The 21,414-nt window shown below is 57.8% G+C and carries 16 protein-coding genes; 7 read left to right on the top strand and 9 right to left on the bottom strand.

What is annotated here, in order from left to right; all coding sequences use genetic code 11:
* Positions 1-173: 173 nt before the first annotated feature.
* From entH to entC, 5 genes are read right to left on the bottom strand one after another with little or no spacing between them, the layout of a single operon-like run.
* Positions 174-587 carry a proofreading thioesterase EntH gene (gene entH, locus O9K67_RS18175; protein ID WP_061496821.1) on the bottom strand — a complete coding sequence of 138 codons (414 nt, stop codon included), beginning with the start codon at positions 585-587 and terminating at the stop codon, positions 174-176.
* A complete protein-coding gene (gene entA / locus O9K67_RS18180) occupies positions 588-1,334 on the bottom strand; it encodes a 2,3-dihydro-2,3-dihydroxybenzoate dehydrogenase EntA (protein WP_088236830.1) in 747 nt (248 codons plus the stop codon).
* 8 nt (positions 1,335-1,342) lie between these two features.
* On the bottom strand, positions 1,343-2,194 hold the full coding sequence (locus O9K67_RS18185) for an isochorismatase (RefSeq protein WP_061496825.1): 852 nt from the start codon (positions 2,192-2,194) through the stop codon (positions 1,343-1,345).
* Between the two features lie 10 nt (positions 2,195-2,204).
* Positions 2,205-3,815 carry a (2,3-dihydroxybenzoyl)adenylate synthase EntE gene (gene entE, locus O9K67_RS18190; RefSeq protein WP_061496827.1) on the bottom strand — a complete coding sequence of 537 codons (1,611 nt, stop codon included), beginning with the start codon at positions 3,813-3,815 and terminating at the stop codon, positions 2,205-2,207.
* A 9-nt stretch (positions 3,816-3,824) separates the two neighbouring features.
* The gene (gene entC / locus O9K67_RS18195) at positions 3,825-5,000 is read right to left on the bottom strand and encodes an isochorismate synthase EntC (protein ID WP_061496829.1); all 1,176 of its coding nucleotides are present in this window, start codon (positions 4,998-5,000) and stop codon (positions 3,825-3,827) included.
* 187 nt (positions 5,001-5,187) lie between these two features.
* Here entC and fepB point away from each other — a divergent pair, with 187 nt between their 5' ends.
* Positions 5,188-6,147 (top strand): Fe2+-enterobactin ABC transporter substrate-binding protein, encoded by a 960-nt coding sequence (gene fepB, locus O9K67_RS18200; protein ID WP_061496831.1) that lies wholly within the window; start codon positions 5,188-5,190, stop codon positions 6,145-6,147.
* 20 nt (positions 6,148-6,167) lie between these two features.
* On the opposite strand, the gene entS is transcribed toward fepB, so the two are convergent.
* Positions 6,168-7,403, bottom strand: a complete 1,236-nt coding sequence (entS, locus tag O9K67_RS18205) for an enterobactin transporter EntS (RefSeq protein ID WP_061496833.1) — start codon at positions 7,401-7,403, stop codon at positions 6,168-6,170.
* Positions 7,404-7,515: 112 nt separating this feature from the next.
* Here entS and fepD point away from each other — a divergent pair, with 112 nt between their 5' ends.
* The 5 genes from fepD (at position 7,516) to O9K67_RS18230 (ending at position 13,454) form a co-directional block, all read left to right on the top strand.
* Positions 7,516-8,520 carry a Fe(3+)-siderophore ABC transporter permease gene (fepD, locus tag O9K67_RS18210; RefSeq protein WP_061496836.1) on the top strand — a complete coding sequence of 335 codons (1,005 nt, stop codon included), beginning with the start codon at positions 7,516-7,518 and terminating at the stop codon, positions 8,518-8,520.
* Positions 8,520-9,509 (top strand): iron-enterobactin ABC transporter permease, encoded by a 990-nt coding sequence (fepG, locus tag O9K67_RS18215; RefSeq protein WP_088236831.1) that lies wholly within the window; start codon positions 8,520-8,522, stop codon positions 9,507-9,509. The genes fepD and fepG overlap by 1 nt, the downstream gene beginning before the upstream one ends.
* On the top strand, positions 9,506-10,303 hold the full coding sequence (fepC, locus tag O9K67_RS18220; protein ID WP_061496839.1) for an iron-enterobactin ABC transporter ATP-binding protein: 798 nt from the start codon (positions 9,506-9,508) through the stop codon (positions 10,301-10,303). Before fepG ends, fepC begins: the two co-directional genes overlap by 4 nt.
* A 422-nt stretch (positions 10,304-10,725) precedes the next feature.
* On the top strand, positions 10,726-11,802 hold the full coding sequence (locus tag O9K67_RS18225) for an alpha/beta fold hydrolase (RefSeq protein WP_061496841.1): 1,077 nt from the start codon (positions 10,726-10,728) through the stop codon (positions 11,800-11,802).
* Positions 11,803-11,828: 26 nt separating this feature from the next.
* Positions 11,829-13,454, top strand: a complete 1,626-nt coding sequence (locus O9K67_RS18230; protein ID WP_061496844.1) for a methyl-accepting chemotaxis protein — start codon at positions 11,829-11,831, stop codon at positions 13,452-13,454.
* Positions 13,455-13,493: 39 nt separating this feature from the next.
* Here O9K67_RS18230 and entF read toward each other — a convergent pair whose 3' ends face one another.
* The 3 genes from entF to fes are packed head-to-tail and all read right to left on the bottom strand — an operon-like array spanning position 13,494 to position 18,835.
* On the bottom strand, positions 13,494-17,381 hold the full coding sequence (entF, locus tag O9K67_RS18235) for an enterobactin non-ribosomal peptide synthetase EntF (RefSeq protein WP_061496846.1): 3,888 nt from the start codon (positions 17,379-17,381) through the stop codon (positions 13,494-13,496).
* Entirely contained in the window at positions 17,378-17,596 is a 219-nt protein-coding gene (locus O9K67_RS18240; RefSeq protein ID WP_061496848.1) for an MbtH family protein, read from the bottom strand. Before O9K67_RS18240 ends, entF begins: the two co-directional genes overlap by 4 nt.
* 27 nt (positions 17,597-17,623) lie before the next feature.
* On the bottom strand, positions 17,624-18,835 hold the full coding sequence (gene fes / locus O9K67_RS18245; protein ID WP_061496850.1) for an enterochelin esterase: 1,212 nt from the start codon (positions 18,833-18,835) through the stop codon (positions 17,624-17,626).
* Between the two features lie 255 nt (positions 18,836-19,090).
* Here fes and O9K67_RS18250 point away from each other — a divergent pair, with 255 nt between their 5' ends.
* A complete protein-coding gene (locus tag O9K67_RS18250; protein ID WP_061496853.1) occupies positions 19,091-21,346 on the top strand; it encodes a TonB-dependent siderophore receptor in 2,256 nt (751 codons plus the stop codon).
* The last annotated feature ends 68 nt before the right edge of the window (positions 21,347-21,414 follow it).

Consider the following 21,414-nt stretch of genomic DNA (forward strand, 5'->3'; position numbering starts at 1 on the left):
ATCCGTTGAGAGATAAAGAGATGTTACATTTTGTTTCTATATCAACTCGCGGTTTTTAACAACTTTGAAACAGGGAAAGTTCGTCCTGACAGCAGGCATTTACCTCATTGTGTTACCAGGATCACTTATAGGGGGAGAGGATCCCCTCTCCGGACACAGAGAGGAGGAAAACGTTAGCCGAGGATGGCCGTACTCAGGCGGCAGGTACAGCAGCGGCGCCCCTGCTCATCAAACACCACAATCTCCCAGCTTTGACTCTGGCGGCCAAGGTGCAGCGGCTGGCAAACGCCGCGCACTTTGCCTTGTGAGACAGGGCGATGGTGCGATGCGTTTAACTCCGTCCCCACCACGCACTGGCCATCGCGGGTCATCAGATAACCGGCCATCGACCCCAACGTTTCCGCCAGTGCCGCCGACGCGCCGCCATGCAGTAAACCAAAAGGCTGATGCGTGCGGGTATCCACCGGCATTTCCGCTTCCAGTAGATCATCGCCAAGGCGCGTGTAGACAATGCCCAGGTGCGCCACCAGCGTGTTATCACTGGTGCCGTTCAGCTCCTCCAGCGTTAAATGGCGTTTCCAGATCATTTACGCCCCCAGTGTTGAACCGCCATCCACCACAATATCCTGCAGGGTGATATGGCTGGCCAGATCGGAAGCAAGGAACAGGATGGTGTTCGCCACTTCCTGTGGACGGGCAATCTTGCCCAGTGGAATGCCCAGTTTGAACTGCTCGCCAAAGCCGCGAATGCGCTGTTGTTCTGCGTCATCGCTGACCCATAGCGAGCGTTGCATGTCCGTATCCGTTGAACCTGGCGAGACAACGTTGCAGCGTACATGGCTTGCCGCCAGTTCCAGCCCGACGCTCAGCGCCAGGCTTTTTAGTGCAGCTTTCGACGCGCCATAGGCGCTCATGCCGATGCGCGGTGTATGCGCCGCATCGGAAGCGACAGTGACAATGGCCCCGCCCTGCTGACGGCGAAACTGCGCCATTGTCTGGCGAAACAGATTGAACGCGCCGCCAACGTTAACGGCGAAAGTCTGCTGCCAGGCATCGCTGGAGAGTTCATCCGTTGCCCCCATATGCAAAATCCCGGCGGCATTGACCAGCACATCTAACCGTTCGCATTGTGCCAGCAGACGTTGACAGACGGCTTCTGTCTGTTGCGCATTGGCGATATCCATCACCTCGCAGGAGAAAGGATAATCGCGACCGGCAAACACCCGATCAAAACCGGTCACCTGCGCACCAGCCTCCACAAAGGCCAGCGCTGTAGCGTAACCAATCCCCTTCCCGGCGCCGGTCACCCATACCGTTTTACCGGTAAAATCCAGCTGGGCCATCATTTCACCTCGCGAGAGAGCAACGCCCACCAGGCATCAATCGTCGGGTTCTTCGCCAGCATCACAAAGTCGATATCGCCGTGCGCTTTGCGCCAGCGGGCCGCCAGCGCCATCATGCGTACGGAATCCAGACCGTAGTCGATAAGGTTTTCATCATCCAGCGGCTCGTCGGACTCATCCAGCAGCGGCAGGATCAGCGCCCGCAGTGCAGCTTTGCTTCCCGGAACGGGTAACAGATCCTGGGTCATCACTACGCGCCCGGCACGCCCGGCCACGTACTTGAGCGACATCAGGTGATCCTCGCGGCTGAAGTCTGCCAGCGCATCCGCAACCATAAACGGTTTGATATCGCGCATAAACGCATCGGTGGCGGTGGTCATACAGCCAATGTGCGAATAGACGCCGGTGATGAGCAACTGGTTGCGGCCGGTCTCTTTCAGCGCCTGCTCCAGTGGCGAGCGGTGAAACGCGCTGTAGCGCCATTTAACCAGTACGGTATCGGCATCATCGGGCGTCAGTTCCGCCACGATTCGCTGTTGTTCCGGTGAACGGGTCAGTCCCGGTCCCCACATGTCGTTCAGCAGCGCACGATCTTCATCACTCTGCTCTTTCGGCTGCGCCGTGTAATAGACCGGAATATGGTGCTGTTTGCAGTAGCGACGCAGGGCGGCAATATTCGCCACCACCTGTTGCATCATCGGGCAATTCTCGCCCCAGAAGTTAACAAAATACTCCTGCATATCGTGGATCAACAGCGCGGCACGTTCAGGCTCAAACGCCCAGTTGACTTTGTTTTCCGGGATGTCAGCTGCCGCTGGCAGTGTGTAGCCCTGTAATGTTGGAATCGCCATCTTCTCTCCTTTACGCCGACGTACGCTGTGCTAACCACTGGCGTAATTGTTTTTTATCCACTTTACCGACCGGCGTCAGCGGCAGCGCCTCAAGGCACTCCACGCGATCCGGCAGTTTGAATTCCGCTACCCCTTGCTCACGCAGGAAGCGACGAACCGCCACCGCGCGCAATGGCGTTTTCGTCACCAGCCAGGCGCAGCTCTTTTCGCCAAGCAGGCTGTCTTCCATGCTGACCAACGCCGCGTGGATCACAGCCTCATGGCGCAACAGCAGGTTTTCGATCTCCTCGGCGGCAATCTTCTCGCCGCCGCGGTTGATCTGATCTTTTTCACGCCCCTGCACGGTGATATAACCCTGCTCATCAATGGCAATCAGATCGCCGGAGCTGTAAAAGCCGTGTTCATCAAAGGCACTGGCATTATGTTCCGGGCTGTTAAAGTAGCCGCGGAAGGTGTAGGGCCCGCGCGTCATCAGACGCCCCACCTGCCCTGCAGGCAGCGGGTTGCCGTTTTCATCCGCCACCCAGACTTCGTCATCCGGGCACATCGGGCGCCCCTGGGTATGGATAATCCGCTCAATGGGATCATCCAGCCGGGTATAGTTCACCAGCCCCTCCGCCATACCGAACACTTGCTGCAACTGGCAACCCATCTCCGCCGGGATCCGCGCAGCCAGCGTAGTTGACAGCCGTGCGCCGCCCACCTGCAACAGTCGTAACGACGCCAGTGAAGCATTACTGCTCCATTCCTGAATCGCCTGTAGCCACAGGCTGACCGCGGGCGGCACCAGTGCGGTCACGTTAATGCGGTGTTTTTCAATCAGCGGGAAGCACAGCGTCGCACTGGGATCGGCGGCCAGCACCACGCACCCTTGCGCCAGGAAAACGCCCAGCGCACCAGGAGAACTCATCGGGTAGTTATGCGCTGCGGGCAATGCGCACAAATAGCGGGTGTCAGCGGTAAACCCGCACACCTCGTTGCTGCGCACAATGCTGTAGTAGTAATCGTTATGGGTACGGGGGATCAGCTTCGGCGTACCGGTACTACCACCAGAAAGCTGGAAGAATGCCACCTCATCAGCAGGCGTCGGTGTGGTAATAACGTTCTCCGCCGGGCGGTCGATCGCCGCGTCCAGCGCGTGTTCCCCCCTATCGCCGCGCAACAACACAACACGCACCGTGTGGTGTTCCGCCATAAAGGTGGTGACAAAGTCATCGCTGGCAAACAGCGAATGTTCACGATCGGCAATCAGTAATACCGGCTTGAGTTGCGTGGCATAGGCATTCAGTTCGTTGCGCTGGTGGCTAAACAAAGCATTCACCGGCGCGACACCGATTTTCAGCAACGCAAAAAAAGTGATGTAAAACTCCGCCACATTTCCCAGTTGCACCAGCGCGGTTTCCCCGCGTTTGATGCCCAGCGTCTGGAGCGAACAGGCCAGGTTATCCGAGAGCTGATTCACCTGGCGGTAACTGTACGTACGATCGCCGTCGATCACCGCCGTGGCATCACTGTGCGCGTGACGGGTGAGAATGTCGGTCAACGGTAAGTCCTGCCAGTAGCCTTTTTCGCGGTAACGGCGGGCAAACTCATCCGGCCAACGGGTAAAAGGAAGGGCCATCTCAGTTCCTTAATGCAAGCCAAAGGCATTCAGCATGGTGGTCAGTTTCACGCCGGTTTCACGCCACTCCGACAGCGGAGACGAGGCAGGAACAATCCCGGCACCGGCAAACAGCCGGACGGTGTTACGGTGAATACGGGCGCAGCGAATAGTCACCACCCACTCGCCGTTTCCTTCGGCGTCACACCAGCCGACAATGCCGCCAAACAGTTCGCGGTTGAACGGTTCCAGCTCAGCGATCAGTGTCTTCGCCACCTGGTGCGGGAAGCCGCTCAGCGCGGGCGTTGGGTGCAACAGGCAGGCAAGGCTTAAAGCGTTTTCATCGTCGTGCGCGACACCGTCAATCGGCGTCGCCAGGTGCCATAACGTTGGCGTCGTCACCAGTTGCGGAGAGTCGGGCAGCGTCAGGGAACGGCTGCGTGGTTCGAGTACCGCTTTCATCGCCTGGGTCACCAGTTCATGCTCGTGGCGATCTTTTTCCGACGCGAGCAGCTTATTGCCTGCTTCGCGATCGAGCATATCGTCCGGCTGGCGGCGTGCAGAGCCTGCCAGCGGCAGTGAACTGAAGCGGTTTTCCTCTTTGCGCAGCAGCAGTTCGGGGCTGGCACCCAGCAACGCGCCGCCATCGGGCAGCGGGACATGGAAATTGAAGCTGGCCGGATTTTGCGCTATCAGACGTTCCAGCAGCACGCCGCTGTTGATATCGCTGTCGGTGGCAATATCAATCAAACGGGAGAGCACCACCTTATCCACTTCCGGCGTGGCGGTTTTCGCCGCACCGCGCTCAACCATCTGCATAAAGTGATCTTGCTCCGGGATAAATGTCTGCGTCGTCACGTTTGGCATCTCGCCGGCGTTGAAATAGCGAGCCGATCGCTGTTTCGCCGGGCGGGAGAATGTCTGCCAGGATTGCGGAATAAACAACGCGGAAGGCTGCGTGGTATCAAAAGGAATTGCACCGACCATCACCGGTCTGGCAATGCCCTTCGCTTTTGCGCTGGCAAAAGCCTGCGCCAGTTTTTGCTGGAAAATGCTGTCCTGAGCGTCGCCACCTGCGGCGGGCTCAGAGAAACGGGCGAAGCAGCCGGACGTGGTAAAACTGCGGTACGGCGACATAAAGAAAAACTGATCCGCGGCCAGCGTTTGCACAGACTGCTGGGTTTCCTCAGCCAGGGACGTATCCATATCATTCTCCAAAATGATAAATTAACTAATAATGATTATCATTTGTATTTTGTGAATGGATAGGATAAAAATTTCCTATTGGCCATGTCAATATAAGAATCGACTTCCTGTACGCCTCCGCTTGCATCTGCCTCATGCAACATTGAAAATGAGAAGCATTAACTTCAATAAAAACAGGACGCATCTCGTGAGAGCCCTTTCGCATTTCCGTAAGCCATTATTGTTATTAAGTATTTTCGTTTTAGGACTATCCTCAGCGCTGGCTGCCGACTGGCCCCGTCAGGTAAACGACAGCCGCGGCACACACCAGCTCGACAGCAAGCCGCTGCGCATTGTTTCCACCAGCGTAACCCTTACCGGTTCATTGCTGGCGATAGACGCACCGGTCATTGCCAGCGGCGCAACGACGCCGAATAACCGTTTTGCCGACGATCAGGGCTTTTTACGCCAGTGGGGTGACGTAGCGAAACAGCGTAAGGTCGCGCGGATTTACATCGGCGAACCGAATGCCGAAGCCGTCGCCGCGCAAATGCCGGATCTGATCCTGATAAGCGCCACTGGCGGCGACTCCGCACTGGCGTTGTACGATCAACTTTCCGCCATCGCGCCGACGCTGATCATCAACTACGACGACAAAAGCTGGCAGGCGCTGCTGACGCAACTTGGCCACATCACCGGTCAGGAAAAACAGGCCGAAGCGCGTATTGCCGCGTTCAATCAGCAACTGGCGGATGTAAAAGCGCATATCACCCTGCCGCCGCAGCCGGTCAGCGCGCTGGTCTATACCCCGGCTGCACACGGCGCCAACCTGTGGACCCGCGATTCCGCGCAGGGAAAGCTGATGCAACAGCTCGGCTTTACCCTTGCTGACCTGCCCGCCGGGTTGCAAACCAGCCAGAGCCAGGGCAAACGCCACGATATCGTGCAACTGGGCGGTGAAAACCTGGCCGCCGGGCTGAACGGTGAAGCGCTGTTCCTGTTCGCCAGCGACCAACAGGATGCCGACGCCCTGAGCGCAAACCCGCTGCTGGCGCATCTGCCCGCCGTGCAACACAAACGCGTTTACGCCCTGGGCGCCGAGACGTTCCGTCTCGACTATTACAGCGCCACCCGCGTGTTGCAGCGTCTGTCGGCACTGTTTGGTTAATTCCGTTGGGCTGGCAGTGATTACGCCGCGGGCTGCGTCTGACGAAAACGTCGCAGCTCGCTGAGCCCGCCCACCAGCGCCAACCCAACGACCGCCAGCACCAGCCCACTGAGACTGGCGGAAGAGACCGGCGTCATCATCGACCCCATCGCCCCCAACAACGCCGCGCCAATGGCATCGCCGGTGACGTTTTGCGCCGTCCACAAACCATTTATGCGCCCGAGCATCGCTTCCGGGGTCTGGGTTTGCAGCAGTGTGTATTGCAGTAGCGAACTTACCGCCGTCAGCCAGCCGCACAGCGCCAGAAATACCACGCCCAGCGCCCAGAAAGGCATCAGGCTGAATAAGCCAATAGCAATAAACGCCCCGACGGCGGTGATCAGCATAATCACCCCGGGACGCTCGCTGTGCGCCAGCTTACCGCTGGTCAATGCACCAATAGCCGCCCCCAGCGGCAGTGCGGCATACAGCAACCCGATCTCCGCCGCCGACATATTCCAGCCAATGGCCAGCGCCGGGTACAGCACGCGTACTGCGCTTGCCATCGTCAGCAATCCGCCAAGCAGCGCAATACCGCCGATCAGCGGATTACACAGTAAAAATTGCAGCGCCGTCAGCAGCGATTTCAACGGGTGCTCGCGCGGTTGGGGAGGAGGCGGCAACGCAGGCAAACTGAGTAACGGCAGCAAGGTAATAAACGTGCCTGCCGCGGCCAGACCGTAATTCCACACCACCCCGCCGGACGCCAACAGCAACCCGCCGCACATAGGCGAAATCACCGAGCCGAAGCGAACCGTCAGCATGGTGATCGCGCCCGCCTGCATCAGATTTTCCCGCCCGACCAGCGCAGGCGTCGCCGCCAGCAGCGCCGTGACGCCCAGCGCGCCGAAAAAACCATCCCACACCCCGAGCAGATAAATGGCCACCAGCGACGGTTCCGGCAAGAGCGCATTCAGGCACAGGCCGATGAAACCCACGCCACAGGTAGAGCGCGCCAGTAAAATCAGTTTCTTACGTTCGTAGCGATCCGCCAGCACCCCACCAAGCATCAGCCCAACGAACATCGCGCCGCCGGTCAGCGTCACCGCCAGACCCACCTGCCAGCTGGAGTGGGTCATGGTCTGGATTTGCACCGGCACCGCCACGCCCAACAGCCCGAGCGATAAAATCGAGATAAAACGCGCCAGAAATACCGCGCGGAAAGCCGGATGCGTTTGCAGCAGGCTCAGGTTCAACAGCCAGGATTGTTGCTTCATTACAACGCCTTAAATACGCACTTTTTGTGTCCATTCGCAGGCTATGCATGTTAACATATCAAAACAAGATCGATAACGATAATTACTATCATTATCACGTTTGGGATGCTTTATGTCGTTTTCTGCTTTCCCGGCGCGCCCCGTCGCCCTCGCCGGGTTATTGATACTGCTGTTAGCAGCCGCAACACTCAGCCTGTTTATTGGCGCAAAAAACCTGCCCGCCACCGTGGTGCTAGATGCCCTTACCGGCGCCTGCCAGAGTGCGGACTGCACCATCATCAAAGACGCTCGCCTGCCGCGTACGCTGGCGGGATTGCTCGCGGGTGGCGCGCTCGGGCTGGCCGGGGCGTTAATGCAAACGCTGACCCGTAACCCGCTGGCCGACCCCGGCCTGCTGGGCGTTAATGCGGGAGCCAGCTTCGCCATTGTGCTCGGCGCGGCGCTGATCGGTATCACCTCCCCCACGGAACAACTGCTGCTGGCATTTTGTGGTGCGCTGGCAGCATCGCTGCTGGTGGCGTTTACTGGCAGCCAGGGCGGCGGACAGCTTAGCCCGGTGCGCCTCACGCTGGCGGGTGTTGCGCTGGCCGCCGTGCTGGAAGGGTTGTCCAGCGGCATCTCGCTGCTGAATGCCGATGTCTACGATCAACTGCGATTCTGGCAGGCAGGCTCGCTGGATATTCGCACCCTGCATACCCTGAAGATTGTCGCGCTGCCGGTACTGCTGGCTGCCGTAGCCGCGTTGCTGCTAAGCCGATCGCTTAACAGCCTGAGCCTCGGCAGCGATACGGCCACCGCGCTGGGCAGCAAAGTGGCGCGCACACAGTTGCTCGGTCTGTTGATCATTACCGTCCTGTGCGGTAGCGCCACGGCGCTGGTCGGCCCGATTGCCTTTATCGGCCTGATGATGCCGCATATCGCACGCTGGCTGGTGGGAGCCGATCACCGCTGGTCGCTGCCGGTCACGCTGATCGCCACCCCGACATTGCTGCTGTTCGCCGATATGATTGGCCGGGTGATTGTACCGGGTGAATTACGCGTCTCCGTGGTCAGCGCCTTTATCGGTGCACCAGTGTTGATTGTGCTGGTGCGCCGCGCGCGCGGAGGCGGCTTATGATGGCGCCTTCCCGTCGCCTGGTCGCCAGTTGCCTGCTGATGGCGCTCATCGCACTGCTGCTGGCCGTATGGAGCCTGCGCAGCGGCACTGTCCCCCTGGCGTTCTCGCAGGTTATTGCTGCGCTGACCGGCGATGCACCCCGTGCCATCCAGCTTGTGGTGACGGAATGGCGTTTACCGCGTGTGTTGATGGCGTTACTGGTGGGCGCGGCTCTCGGCGTCAGTGGGGCGATTTTCCAGTCCCTGTTGCGCAATCCCTTGGGCAGTCCGGATGTGATGGGATTTAATACCGGTGCCTGGAGCGGCGTGCTGGTGGCCATGGTGCTGTTTGGCCAGCATATGACCGCCATTGCCCTGGCGGCGATGGCGGGCGGTATGGTGACATCGCTGCTGGTCTGGCTGCTGGCCTGGCGCAACGGGATTGAAACCTTCCGTTTGATCATCGTCGGCATTGGTGTCCGCGCGATGCTGATGGCGTTTAACACCTGGCTGCTGTTGCATGCCTCGCTGGAAACGGCGCTCTCTGCCGGGCTGTGGAATGCCGGTTCGCTGAACGGGCTAACCTGGGCGAAGACCCTTCCCTCCGCGCCGCTGATTGCGCTGATGTTTATTTTTGCCGCCCTGCTCGCCCGGCGTATGCGCTTACTGGAGATGGGCGATGACAGTGCTTGCGCGCTCGGCGTCAGCGTCGAACGCTCCCGGCTGATGTTGATGCTGGTCGCCGTGGCGCTCACCGCCGCCGCCACGGCGCTGGCAGGGCCGATTTCGTTTATCGCGCTGGTGGCGCCGCACATCGCCCGCCGTCTGAGCGCTACTGCCCGTTGGGGACTGGTCCAGTCTGCACTGTGCGGCGCCCTGGTATTGCTCCTGGCAGACATGTTTGCCCAGCAAGGCTTTACGCCGTACCAGTTGCCGGTGGGCGTCGTCACCGTCAGCCTCGGCGGTATTTACCTTATCGCCTTGTTAATTCAGGAGTCCCGCAAAAAATGATCGACACACAAACCCGTTTGCGCGGCGAAGCGTTAACCCTGGGTTACGGCAAAAAGATTGTCGCCGAGCAGTTAAACGTCGCCATTCCCGACGGCCATTTCACCGCCATTATTGGCCCCAACGGCTGCGGCAAATCGACGCTGTTACGCACCTTAAGCCGCCTGATGCCCCCCGCGCAGGGGCATGTTTATCTGGATGGCGAGGAGATTCAGCGTTTCGCCAGCAAAGAGGTGGCGCGGCGCATTGGCCTGCTGGCACAAAATGCCACTACACCGGGAGACATCACGGTACAGGAGTTGGTGGCGCGCGGTCGTTACCCGCACCAGCCTCTGTTTACCCGCTGGCGTAGAGAGGATGAAGAGGCGGTTACGCGGGCGATGAAAGCCACGGGTGTCGATGCGCTGGCCAGCCAGAGTGTGGATACGCTCTCGGGAGGACAGCGTCAACGGGCATGGATCGCCATGGTGCTGGCGCAGGAAACGGCGATCATGCTACTCGACGAGCCGACCACCTGGCTGGATATCAGTTACCAGATCGATCTGCTAGAACTGTTAAGTGAACTCAACCGCGAACAGGGTTACACGCTGGCCGCGGTACTGCACGATTTGAACCAGGCCTGCCGCTACGCAACCCACCTGATTGCCCTGCGGGATGGCAGGATCGTGGCACAGGGGGCACCGAAAGAGATTGTCACCCCGGCACTGATTGAGGCGGTATACGGTTTACGTTGTATAATCATTGACGATCCGGTGGCACATACCCCACTGGTAGTGCCGCTGGGGCGCAGCAGATAACAGGTTTACTTTCCGCACCCGGACCCGCCAGAAAAACGTTATTTATGATGCGCAGGTATATCGACATACCTGCGCATTTTTTTCGCCGCCGTACAACATTTTACTGTAATCAATAAATGATATTCTTTATGCTATTTTCCGCCCTCTTTATTCTTAAGCGGCAATAACGTTATTATTAAGGAATACTAATACTGACGGCAATATAACTATCAAAAACCTTAATCAATATTAATCCCTCAGACGATACACCCCTTTCAGATATTTTAGCGTAAGAAAAACCGCCTGAAAAATATCCCGCAGAAACGCAAAAACCAAGAACGTCATGCTTTTTTGCGTCCCCACCATTAATGTCTATTGGGATTTATCTCAATAAAAACTAACATCAGGTTTCCAAAACCTGCATATATCCAAAAGGTTATTTTATGTTTATCCGTATAATAACAGGGGTGGCTGGTGCCATTCTGTTAACGCTGTCACTTTCGACTCACGCAGCCCATTCACCTCCCGAACCGGAAGAAAAGGAGTGGATTGCTAAAGCGTTCACCTTTAATAACGGCGAAAAACTGAACGACCTGCGCATTCATTACTTCACGCTGGGGGACAAAAGTAAACCTGCCGTATTAGTGCTACACGGCACCAATCAACCCATTAAGGCCTTATTAGCCCAGGGATTTGCCGGCGAGCTGTTTGGTCCGGGTCAGGCGCTGGATAGCCGTAACTACTTTATTATCATGCCGGAAAGCATCGGTTCAGGAAAATCATCCAAACCATCAGATGGCTTACGTATGGCATTTCCGCACTATGATTATGACGACATGGTGACCGCGCAATATCGCTTAGTGAAAGAAGGTCTGGGCATTTCGCATTTACGCCTGGTCATGGGGTATTCAATGGGGGGCATGCAAACCTGGCTATGGGGTGAAAAATACCCGTCGATGATGGATGCGCTGGTGCCGATGGCATCACAACCCAATGAATTATCCGGACGTAACTGGATGCTGCGACGGATGTTGATTGAGTCGATCAAAAACGATCCTGCCTGGGCTGAAGGCCATTACCGCCAACAGCCACCCGCGTTAAAAACAGCCAATATTATGTTCAGTATTGCCACAACGGGCGGCACGCAGGCCTTACAACATAAAGCACCAACCCGCGCGCAGGCAGATAAAGTGGTGGATGAGCGACTCGCTGCGCCTGTCACTGCCGATGCCAACGATTTTATTTATCTCTGGGGCTCGTCCGCAAATTATAACGCTCTGCCCGCTTTAAAGAATATTACCGCCCCCATGCTGATCATTAATTCAGCAGATGACGAGCGTAATCCACCAGAAACCAGCACGTTCAGCGAAACATTAAAGCAGATAAAACAGGCTGAACTGTTCCTTATTCCGGCAAGCACTGAGACCAGCGGGCACGGCACCACAATGTCCGCCAAATTTTATAATGAAAAGCTAAAAACGTTTTTAGCCAGTACGGCTAACGAACACGCCAAACATTAATCTTCGTAGCAGACAGGGAATATTCAATGTTTCGTAAAATAAAGATCCGCACCGCACTCAGCATAATGATTTTCTCGCTGACGGCATTATTACTTTTCGTGGGAATTTTGGGTTCAGTCGCCGTACAATCGGGAAATAAATCTTTTGCCCACGTCGATACAGAAGTATTACCGGGGCTGGTCGCACTGAATGAAAGCTCTGAATTATTACTGCGCGGCCGCCTGGATTTACGTCTTTACGAATCCCTGATGGGCAGTGGCGAAACGGAAAAAGCAAAAGTAGCGCTGGATCGCGCCAAAAGTAAAATCGATAGTGCCGGTGCAAAATGGCAGGAGTACCTGAAATACCCACAATCCGCTGAAGAGCAGGCAATTGCCGCAGAAATGGCGGCATCGCGCGAGACGCTGATGAAAACATTTATTGGCCCGGCGTTTACCGCGCTGGAAGCCGGCAAACTGGATGAATATCGCCAGTACGCCGGGAAATCCACCGCACTGTACGCCGATTTTGATAAAGCCTCGAAAGCGCTGGTCGCCTGGAAGCTGAAAAGCATTGATAACGCCTACGACGACTCCAATAACCGCGTTACGCGGATGTCGTTCGCTCTCTATTTCTCTATCGCCTGTGCGTTGGTGCTGGCCGGGCTGGCCTGGTCAGTGATGACCAATCTGATCGTCAAACCGCTCAATCATGTGATTACCGTGTTCGACCGTATTGCCGAAGGTGATCTACGGGCACGCATCGATATCAGCGGTAAAAACGAGATAGCCCAGCTCTTTGCTGCCGTCCAGCGTATGCGTGATGGACTGGAAAACATTGTGCAGAGGGTACGTAGCGGCACGGATGCTATCGGCTCGGGGGTGGAAGAGATCGCGTCCGGGAATATCGATCTCTCCAGCCGGACAGAGCAGCAGGCTGCCTCACTGGATGAAACCGCCTCCAGCATGGAGCAGATCATGGCGACGGTGAAAAACAACGAAGAGAACACGCGCAAGGCAAACGATCTGTCGCAGAAGGCAGCATCGACGGCGTCTCGCGGCGCTAACGTAGTGTCTCATGTGGTTTCCACCATGGATGCGATTGAAAAAAGCTCCGCCAAAATTGGCGACATTGTGGGGGTGATTGACGGTATTGCCTTCCAGACCAATCTGCTGGCGCTTAATGCGGCGGTGGAAGCGGCGCGCGCCGGAGAAGCCGGTCGCGGTTTTGCCGTGGTAGCCTCTGAAGTGCGCGTCCTCGCGCAGCGCAGCGCCACGGCGGCGAAAGAGATTGGTACGATGATCAATGACTCTCTCAGCCGTATTAAACAGGGGTCAGGGCTGGTGAAAGAGGCGGGCGCGACCATGAACGACGTGATGCTCGATGTCAAAAAGGTGGCGGATATTATGGATGAGGTGATGATGGCATCCGGCGAGCAGACGCGGGGCATTTCACAGATTCACATTGCGATCCATCAAATGGACGGCGTGACTCAGCAGAATGCCTCACTGGTCGCAGAAGTGGCAACCGCTGCCGGTTCCCTGCAACAGCAGGTGGCGCATTTGCAACAATCGGTGACGCGCTTCCAGCTTGCTGACGCTGGTCGTACATCCGGAAACGATCGCCATGAGCATGCCGGGCAGCAGAACATGGCATTCGCGAATCTGAGCTAACCGATTCTCCCCCACCCTGCACCGGATGGGGGATAAACATTACGCCCCTAACACTTCCCGCAATACCGGGCCGATACGTTCAAAGGCCTGCGGTGAGATGATATCCACGTGGGCGCAATCCTGGCGATACACCGCCAGTTCTTTCACCCACGGTGCCCAGGCTTTATGCGGATCCGTTCCTGGTTGCAGCGTCCGTTCGGCGACAAACAACGTGGCTTTACCGTCAAACGGCATGCTATGTGCGGTGGTTAACAGGCGCACGGCATCCGCATAGTTGCCTTCAATGTGGCGGAACAGCTCGCCGGAAGTTTGCCCCTGTTGCGCCGCCAGGAAGGCTTGCCGCTCGCGCTCAATTTCTGCCAGCACGTCAGGATCCAGCCCGTTAGCCTCTTTCTCCGCCCAGTTTTGCGTTTCCGGCGGCCAGGTATCAAGCAGCCCGAGGAACGCCACGTCTTCGCCACGCTGGCGCAAGCGTGCGGCAATGCCCTGCGCCAGCGTGCCACCCAGCGAATACCCGAACAGGTAGTAAGGCCCATGCGGTTGCTGTGCCAACAGCGTCGCCAGATGTTGTTCGCAGGCATCATCCAGCGTAGCGGCCTGCTGCAACGGCCCGGTCGGGCGCGGTGACTGAATCCCAATAATTGACCAGCGCGGCGCTAAGTAGCGTGCCAGCACGCTGAACTGCCAGGCAAAGCCGGAAGCCGGATGGAAGCAAAACAGCGTGGGGCCATCGCTTTCACGCAGCGGTAACCGCGTTTCCAGCCCCAGACGTTGCGCCTCTTCTGCCGACAGACTCTGTTCCAGCAGCGCAGCCAGTTTTTCCACCGTCGACGCCACCATAATCTGTCCCGGCGTCACCTGGCGCTCGCATTCACGGCTCAACTGTGCCGCCAGGCGCATCGCCAGCAGTGAGTGGCCACCAAGGGCAAAGAAGTCGGCTTCCGCATCGTTCACCTCGCAGCCCAATAGCGCGGCAAAGGCCTGCGCTACCTGCGTTTCACTGCCCTCACGCAGTGGACGACCGCCGCGTTTTGTGGTCAGCGTTGGCAACGGCAGCGCTTTACGATCGCGTTTACCGTTGGCGCTCAGCGGCAGTTCCGCCAGTTGTAGCAATAACACCGGCACCATGTGCGGCGGTAACTGTTCACGCAGTTGCGCCTGCAACGCGGCGGTATCCAGCGGTAAGCCGGACGCCGACACCACATACCCCACCAGTTGACGCGCATCGCCGCCGCTGGCTGCTGCCTGGTTGAAGACACACGCATGAGCAACCGCCTGCGCGACATCCGGTAAGGTCAACATGGCGCGATCAATTTCGCCCAGTTCAATACGCTGACCGCGAATTTTTAGTTGATCGTCGCTGCGCCCGAGGTACTCCACCGCGCCGTTATCCAGCCAGCGCGCCACATCCCCGGTGCGGTACATCCGCTCGCCAGCAACAAACGGATCGGCGATAAAACGGCTGGCGGTCAGGTCCGGACGCCCCAGATACCCTTGCGCCAGTTGAATGCCGGTGAGATAGAGATCCCCCGCCACGCCTGGCGGAACCGGGCGCATCATGGCATCCAGAATGCGTAAGCCGGTATTCCACACCGGGTAGCCAATGGGCACGCTGTTGCCTTGTACGCGTGCCAGCGCCTCGCCGTACGCCGGGTACCAGCTCACGTCCACCGCCGCTTCGGTCGGGCCATACAGATTGTGCAGTGGTACGCCCGTCAGTTGCTGCCACTCACGGCACAAATCGGCAGGCAGCGCTTCACCGCTACAAAACACCTGTTTCAACGTCCGGCAGCTCTGCTGCGCACTTTCCGGCGTCAGTGAGGCGACAAACGCCGCCAGCATCGACGGGACAAAGTGGGTGGTGGTCACGCCATAACGGGCAAAGAATGCCTGCAACGCCTGCGGATCGCGGTGCGCTTCCGGCTCTGCCATCACCAGTTGACTACCGGCAATAAACGGCCACCAGAACTCCCACACCGAGACGTCAAAGCTGCATGGCGTTTTTTGCGCGACCACATCATCACCCTTCAGTGGGTAATGATCCTGCATCCACAGCAGGCGGTTAACGATGGCGGTTTGACCAACCATCACCCCTTTCGGTCGCCCGGTAGAACCCGAGGTGAAAATGATATACGCGGTGTGATCGGGGCGCGTCAGGTTAAGCGGTTCGCAACTGCCTGTTGCCAACGGCTGCTGATAACAGAAATGGGCAAGGCCTGGGATATCGCTAAAACGCGCCCGTTGATCTTCCGAGGTGATCAACAACCGCGGTTGCGCATCTTCCAGCATCATGCGCAGGCGATCGTCCGGATAACCGGTATCCAGCGGCAACCAGGCAGCACCCGCTTCCACAATACCGTGCAGTGCCAGCGTCAGAAACACCGATCGCGGCAACGCCACTGCTACGCTATCGCCGGGCTGTACACCAAGCTGGCGCAACTGGTTTGCCAGCGCGATCACCTGCTCACGCAATTCGCGGTAGCTGAACTGCCAGCGGGCATCCGCCAGCGCGGGCGCGTCTGGCGTTTTCGCCGCCTGTGCCGCCACCAGCGCGCTTAGCGTGGTCGCGGGCAGCGCAACCTGCGTCGCGTTGATCGTCGCCAGTTGTTCGGCTTCGTGTGGCGCAATCAACTCCGCATCGCCACAGCGCAGCGCCGGATTGTCGGCAAACTGGCGCAGCAATTCCGGCAGACGCGCAATGTGCGCGGTCAGTGTCTGCCTATCATAACGGCTACGGTTCGCCAGCACTTCCAGCGTCAGGCCGCCCTCTTCGTGCGGGAACAGGGCAATCTCCAGATCGTTCACCGGCCCGGTCGCCAGCGTGTGCGTGACGCCGTTGATGCCATCAACATCCAGCAAATAATCGAACATTTTGACGTTGAAGACCGGGCCAAACAGCGGCTCGTCTCCGGCAGCGCGCCCGGCATCACGCACGATTTGCTCGGCATCATACCGCTGATGGCGGCGCATCGCTTTCAGCGACGTGGCAAGCTGTGTCGCCAGCGCTGGCAGAGTTTGCGTGGCATCCAGGCGAACACCCAGCGGCAACACATTCAATACCGGACCGGTGGCAGTCAGCGCAGCCGATCCCATGCGCCGCATAAAAATAAAGCCCGCCGCATAATCAGTGCGTCCGCAAAGTCTTCCCAGCCACAATGCCACCAGTGCCAGTGCCAGGTCTGCCGGGGCATTCTGCGGCGCGGCCTGGGTTAAGCGGCGAAACGCCTGCGCATCCATCGCCACATTCAGCCGCAGGATGTCGGTGGTCGCCGCGCGTCCGGGCAATGGCATGGCGGAAAGCGATACCGGCGGCGGCAGTTCGCTGCGCTGTTTCGCCCAGAAGGCACTGTCCCGCTGCCAGCTTTCACTGTCCCGGTAACGCTGATACTCATCCACGACCTCAGCAAACGGCGTGAATGACGAAGAGGGAGTGGGTTCACCACGGCGCCAGGCGCTGTAAATGGCAGCAATCTGGCGGGTAATGGCCGGGAAACTGAAGCCATCCACCACCAAATGATGATAACGCTGATACCAGTACCAACGTTGTTCGCCCACGCGCAGCAACTGATGGAACACCAACGGTTTGCCGCTCTCTACACGCAGGTTTTGCCCGAGATCGGTCTGCATCGTACTGAGGGCGGCGGCGTGCGGGTCGGACTCGCGACGAAGATCGACAATCGCCGGGAGGGCAAAGGTCTGCGCGTCGTCCACCCATTGCCACACATCACCGTTATCTTCCGTAAAGCGCATGCGCAGCGTATCCGCTTGCATCATTCCGGCGACAATCGCTTGTGCCAGCAACGCCGCATCTATCTCTCCCTGCAACTCGACATAGTGCGCTACGCTCCAGGCATTAGGCAGTGATGAGAGTTGTTCCGCCATCCAGATCCCTGGCTGGGCGGCCACCAACGGTAAACGTGTGCTCATTGGTCGCTCCCTGATTGCGCGTAGTGCGCCGGGGTTAATGTCCGCCAGTTCGCCGCAAGCCAGGCGTTGCATTCCGCCTGCGGCTGCGGCTCGCACAGAACACGCCAGCCGGTGGGTAAGCTGCACTGCGCAGGCCACAGACTGAACTGCTGCTGCGAATTTTGCAGAATGTAAAATCGCCCTTGCGGATTATCGAAGGGGTTGGTGAATTCCATAGCAAACTCCTGTCGTGGAAAGGCGCTTTAGCGCGGGCGGGTCAGCGGCTGCCAGAGCGTCATAAGCCCGGACGTCAGCCCGCCCCGCCAGCAAAGCGCATCATGTCCGCCGTCTACCTGACGCCAGAAAACCGGCTGCTGTGTGTGTTGCAACAGAGAAAAGAGAGCCTGATTGGCCCGAAAAATGACCGGCTCACGTACACCCGCCTCCAGCACAATGCGCAGGCCGTGCGGTTGAAGCTCGCCGTTTTTAAGTTGTTCAATGAGGATGCCGTCCTGCTCCCCGCCCCGGTGCGGCCACCAGTACGAACCGGACTGGCTGAGCACACAGCCAAAACGTTGCGGCCAGTGCAGCGCGGCATACAACGCCGAAAGACCGCCAAAACTCTGCCCGGCGACGACGGTGCGATCGGCGCGATCGCTGAACGGAGCAAGTGCCCGCACCTGCGGTAACAGCTCTTCTTGTACCGCTTCCCAGAATGCGGCGTTGCAAGGTAACTCCTCGCTGCGATGCGCATTATCAATCACGTCAATCAGCACATAGACCGCATCAGGCAGTTGCCCCGTACGGGTGAGCGATGCCAGCGCTGGCCACACCGGCATGCTTTTCGCCCAGAACTGACCGTCCAGCAGGATCGCCAGCGGGCGTTGCGTCGGGTCGCTGTCGCCAGTCGTATACACCCAGACAGTTCGCGCGTTGTTCAACCGCTGACTGCGCCATTGCAGACGCTGCGGTTCGGTAAACGGCGTTTCGGCATCGCGCCAGCCGGGTTGTAATGGCGCATCAGGCATCTCCAGCGCCGACACCGGATGACCGCGCCCGCCGCGCCAGCTTTGCGGGTTCAGCGGATCGGCAATCGCATGGGAGAGTAACCTGCGCCAGCCCTCACGCAGCGCCTGGCGGTCCGGCGGCGTAGTGTTAAACACGTCCGCAGAGAAATCGTCGTTATTTTCAGACGGGATCAGACAATAACTGCCACGCCAGCCCGCTTCCAGCCGCGTTGTCCAGTACCAGACATCCGTACCGGCAATGCGCGTCAGCGATTGCGGCAACGCCTTTTGATGGTGATCGGTGACGCCGGTAATGTAAATCCATACCCGGCGCACGTTTGATGTCGCTTCCGTTCCTGCCGGGTCCCGCCACCAGAAGGTCACACTGTATTCTTCCGGTGTCGCTTTGACCCATTCCGGCCCCTGTTTCGACTTCCACCAGGCATCACTTCCCGTTGTTGACGTCACGACTTTAACCTCAAATTGGCTATGGAAATTTTTGCTTGCAGATCAAAAAATATCGATAATATTATTGATAACTATTTTCATTTGCAATAGCGTAATGGCGCGCTGTGGGAAGCGCGTCTTTCTTTTAAAAATGGCCACCGTGGGCGAATTTTCTCAGGACTGAGCACCTCGCTGCGTGTTGGCTTCATCATGCCGCCTCCTCTCCCCCTGGGAATGGATTAGCCAAGGAAGCGGCGACGAAAAGCAGGTAATACAATGAAGAACAAAATCACGTCCCTGGCCTTATTGGTCAATCTGGGGATCTACGGTGTTGCGTTGCCCGCAATAGCCGCAGACAGCACCACCAGCGACGCCGATGCACACGATGACACTATCGTCGTCACGGCAGCACAGCAAAACCTTCAGGCGCCGGGTGTTTCCACCATTACGGCCGAAGAGATCCGCAAAAACCCGCCCGCCCGCGATGTCTCTGAGATCATTCGCACCATGCCGGGCGTGAACTTAACCGGTAACGCCACCAGCGGTCAGCGCGGGAATAACCGTCAGATTGATATTCGCGGTATGGGCCCGGAAAACACCCTGATTCTGATCGACGGCAAACCTGTTACCAGCCGTAATTCCGTACGTCTGGGCTGGCGCGGTGAACGTGATAGCCGTGGCGATACCAGTTGGGTACCGGCAGAGATGATCGAACGCATCGAAGTTATCCGCGGCCCGGCAGCAGTACGTTACGGAAATGGCGCAGCGGGCGGTGTGGTGAATATCATCACTAAAAAAGAGAGCTCGCAGGAGTGGCACGGTGCATGGAACAGCTACTTCAACGCCCCGGAACATAAAGACGAAGGCGCGACCAAGCGGACAGATTTCAGCCTGAGCGGCCCGCTGGGTGGCGATGTCAGTTTCCGCCTGTACGGCAATCTGGCGAAAACCCAGGCCGACGCATGGGACATCAACCAGAATCACCAGTCTGAACGCACCGGCATTTACGCAGACACGATGGCAGCAGGTCGCGAAGGGTCAATCAATAAAGATCTTAACGGTGTAGTACGCTGGGACTTTGCGCCGCAGCAATCTCTTGAGTTCCAGGCGGGCTATAGCCGTCAGGGCAACCTGTACGCAGGCGACACGCAAAACACCAATAACGACAGCAGTACCAATAACTACGTGAAAGAGAACTATGGCAAAGAGACCAACCGTCTCTATCGTCAGAACTACTCCATCACCTGGAATGGCGGCTGGGATAACGGTGTCACAACCAGTAACTGGGTACAGTATGAACATACCCGCAACTCGCGTCTTGGCGAGGGGCTGGCCGGGGGCACCGAAGGTTTGTTCAACAGCAATCAGTTTACGGATATCGACCTCTCCGACGTGATGCTGCATAACGAAATCAACCTGCCGCTGGAACTGCTGGTGAACCAGACCCTGACACTGGGCACCGAATGGAACCAGCAGCGTATGAAAGACCTGGCGTCCAACACCCAAACGTTCATGGGCGGCCCGATTGCCGGTCTGAACAGTACCGGTCGCAGCCCTTATTCTGATGCCGATATTTACTCGGTGTTTGCCGAAGACAACATGGAGTTGACTGACAGCACCATGCTGACGCCAGCGCTGCGTTTCGACCATCACACCATCGTGGGTAATAACTGGAGCCCATCGCTGAACCTGTCTCAGGGGCTGGGCGATGACTTTACCCTGAAAATGGGCATTGGCCGGGCCTACAAAGCGCCAAGCCTGTATCAAACCAACCCGAACTACATTCTTTACAGTAAAGGCCAGGGTTGCTACGCCAGCGGTAGCGGCGTGGGTTGCTACATGATGGGTAACGATGACCTGAAAGCGGAAACCAGCATCAACAAAGAGATTGGTCTGGAGTTCAAACACGAAGGCTGGCTGGCCGGTGTAACCTGGTTCCGCAACGATTACCGCAACAAGATTGAAGCCGGTTATTCACCGCTGAGCCAGACGGCCGTGGGCAAAACCAAAACCGACCTCTATCAATGGGAGAATGTGCCAAAAGCGGTCGTAGAAGGTCTGGAAGGAACGTTGAATGTGCCGGTAACCGATGTGGTCACCTGGAGCAACAACTTCACCTATATGCTGCAGAGCAAAAACAAAGAAACCGGCGAGCGTTTGTCGATCATTCCGGAATACACGTTAAATTCCACCCTGAGCTGGCAGATTGTGCCGGATGTTTCTGTGCAGTCGACTTTTACCTGGTACGGCAAACAGGAACCGAAAAAGTATGATTATCAGGGTAAACGTGTGACCGGTTCAGCGACCAACGAAGTCAGTCCGTACAGCATTGTTGGCCTGAGCGCGACCTGGGATGTGATGAAAAACGTGAGCCTGACCGGCGGTGTTGACAACCTGTTCGACAAACGTCACTGGCGTGCAGGTAACGCCCAGACGACGGGCGGCAGTACGGGTTATATGTATGGCGCAGGCGCGGAAACGTATAACGAATCCGGCCGCACCTGGTTTATGAGTGTGAACACACACTTCTGATCCCGGTCCACACAGGGGGATTTCGGTCCCCCTCACCCCGGCCCTCTCCCCAAAGGGGCGAGGGGGAA

The organism is Kosakonia oryzendophytica, assembly GCF_027886705.1.
In the GTDB taxonomy this organism is placed as follows: domain Bacteria; phylum Pseudomonadota; class Gammaproteobacteria; order Enterobacterales; family Enterobacteriaceae; genus Kosakonia; species Kosakonia oryzendophytica.

Excerpts from the sequence above, each read along its gene's own strand:
- entH (WP_061496821.1), bottom strand. The coding sequence starts at position 587 with ATGATCTGGAAACGCCATTTAACGCTGGAGGAGCTGAACGGCACCAGT.
- O9K67_RS18185 (WP_061496825.1), bottom strand. The coding sequence starts at position 2,194 with ATGGCGATTCCAACATTACAGGGCTACACACTGCCAGCGGCAGCTGAC.
- entE (WP_061496827.1), bottom strand. The coding sequence starts at position 3,815 with ATGGCCCTTCCTTTTACCCGTTGGCCGGATGAGTTTGCCCGCCGTTAC.
- entC (WP_061496829.1), bottom strand. The coding sequence starts at position 5,000 with ATGGATACGTCCCTGGCTGAGGAAACCCAGCAGTCTGTGCAAACGCTG.
- entS (WP_061496833.1), bottom strand. The coding sequence starts at position 7,403 with ATGAAGCAACAATCCTGGCTGTTGAACCTGAGCCTGCTGCAAACGCAT.
- fepD (WP_061496836.1), top strand. The coding sequence starts at position 7,516 with ATGTCGTTTTCTGCTTTCCCGGCGCGCCCCGTCGCCCTCGCCGGGTTA.
- fepG (WP_088236831.1), top strand. The coding sequence starts at position 8,520 with ATGGCGCCTTCCCGTCGCCTGGTCGCCAGTTGCCTGCTGATGGCGCTC.
- fepC (WP_061496839.1), top strand. The coding sequence starts at position 9,506 with ATGATCGACACACAAACCCGTTTGCGCGGCGAAGCGTTAACCCTGGGT.
- O9K67_RS18225 (WP_061496841.1), top strand. The coding sequence starts at position 10,726 with ATGTTTATCCGTATAATAACAGGGGTGGCTGGTGCCATTCTGTTAACG.
- O9K67_RS18230 (WP_061496844.1), top strand. The coding sequence starts at position 11,829 with ATGTTTCGTAAAATAAAGATCCGCACCGCACTCAGCATAATGATTTTC.
- entF (WP_061496846.1), bottom strand. The coding sequence starts at position 17,381 with ATGAGCACACGTTTACCGTTGGTGGCCGCCCAGCCAGGGATCTGGATG.
- O9K67_RS18240 (WP_061496848.1), bottom strand. The coding sequence starts at position 17,596 with ATGGAATTCACCAACCCCTTCGATAATCCGCAAGGGCGATTTTACATT.
- O9K67_RS18250 (WP_061496853.1), top strand. The coding sequence starts at position 19,091 with ATGAAGAACAAAATCACGTCCCTGGCCTTATTGGTCAATCTGGGGATC.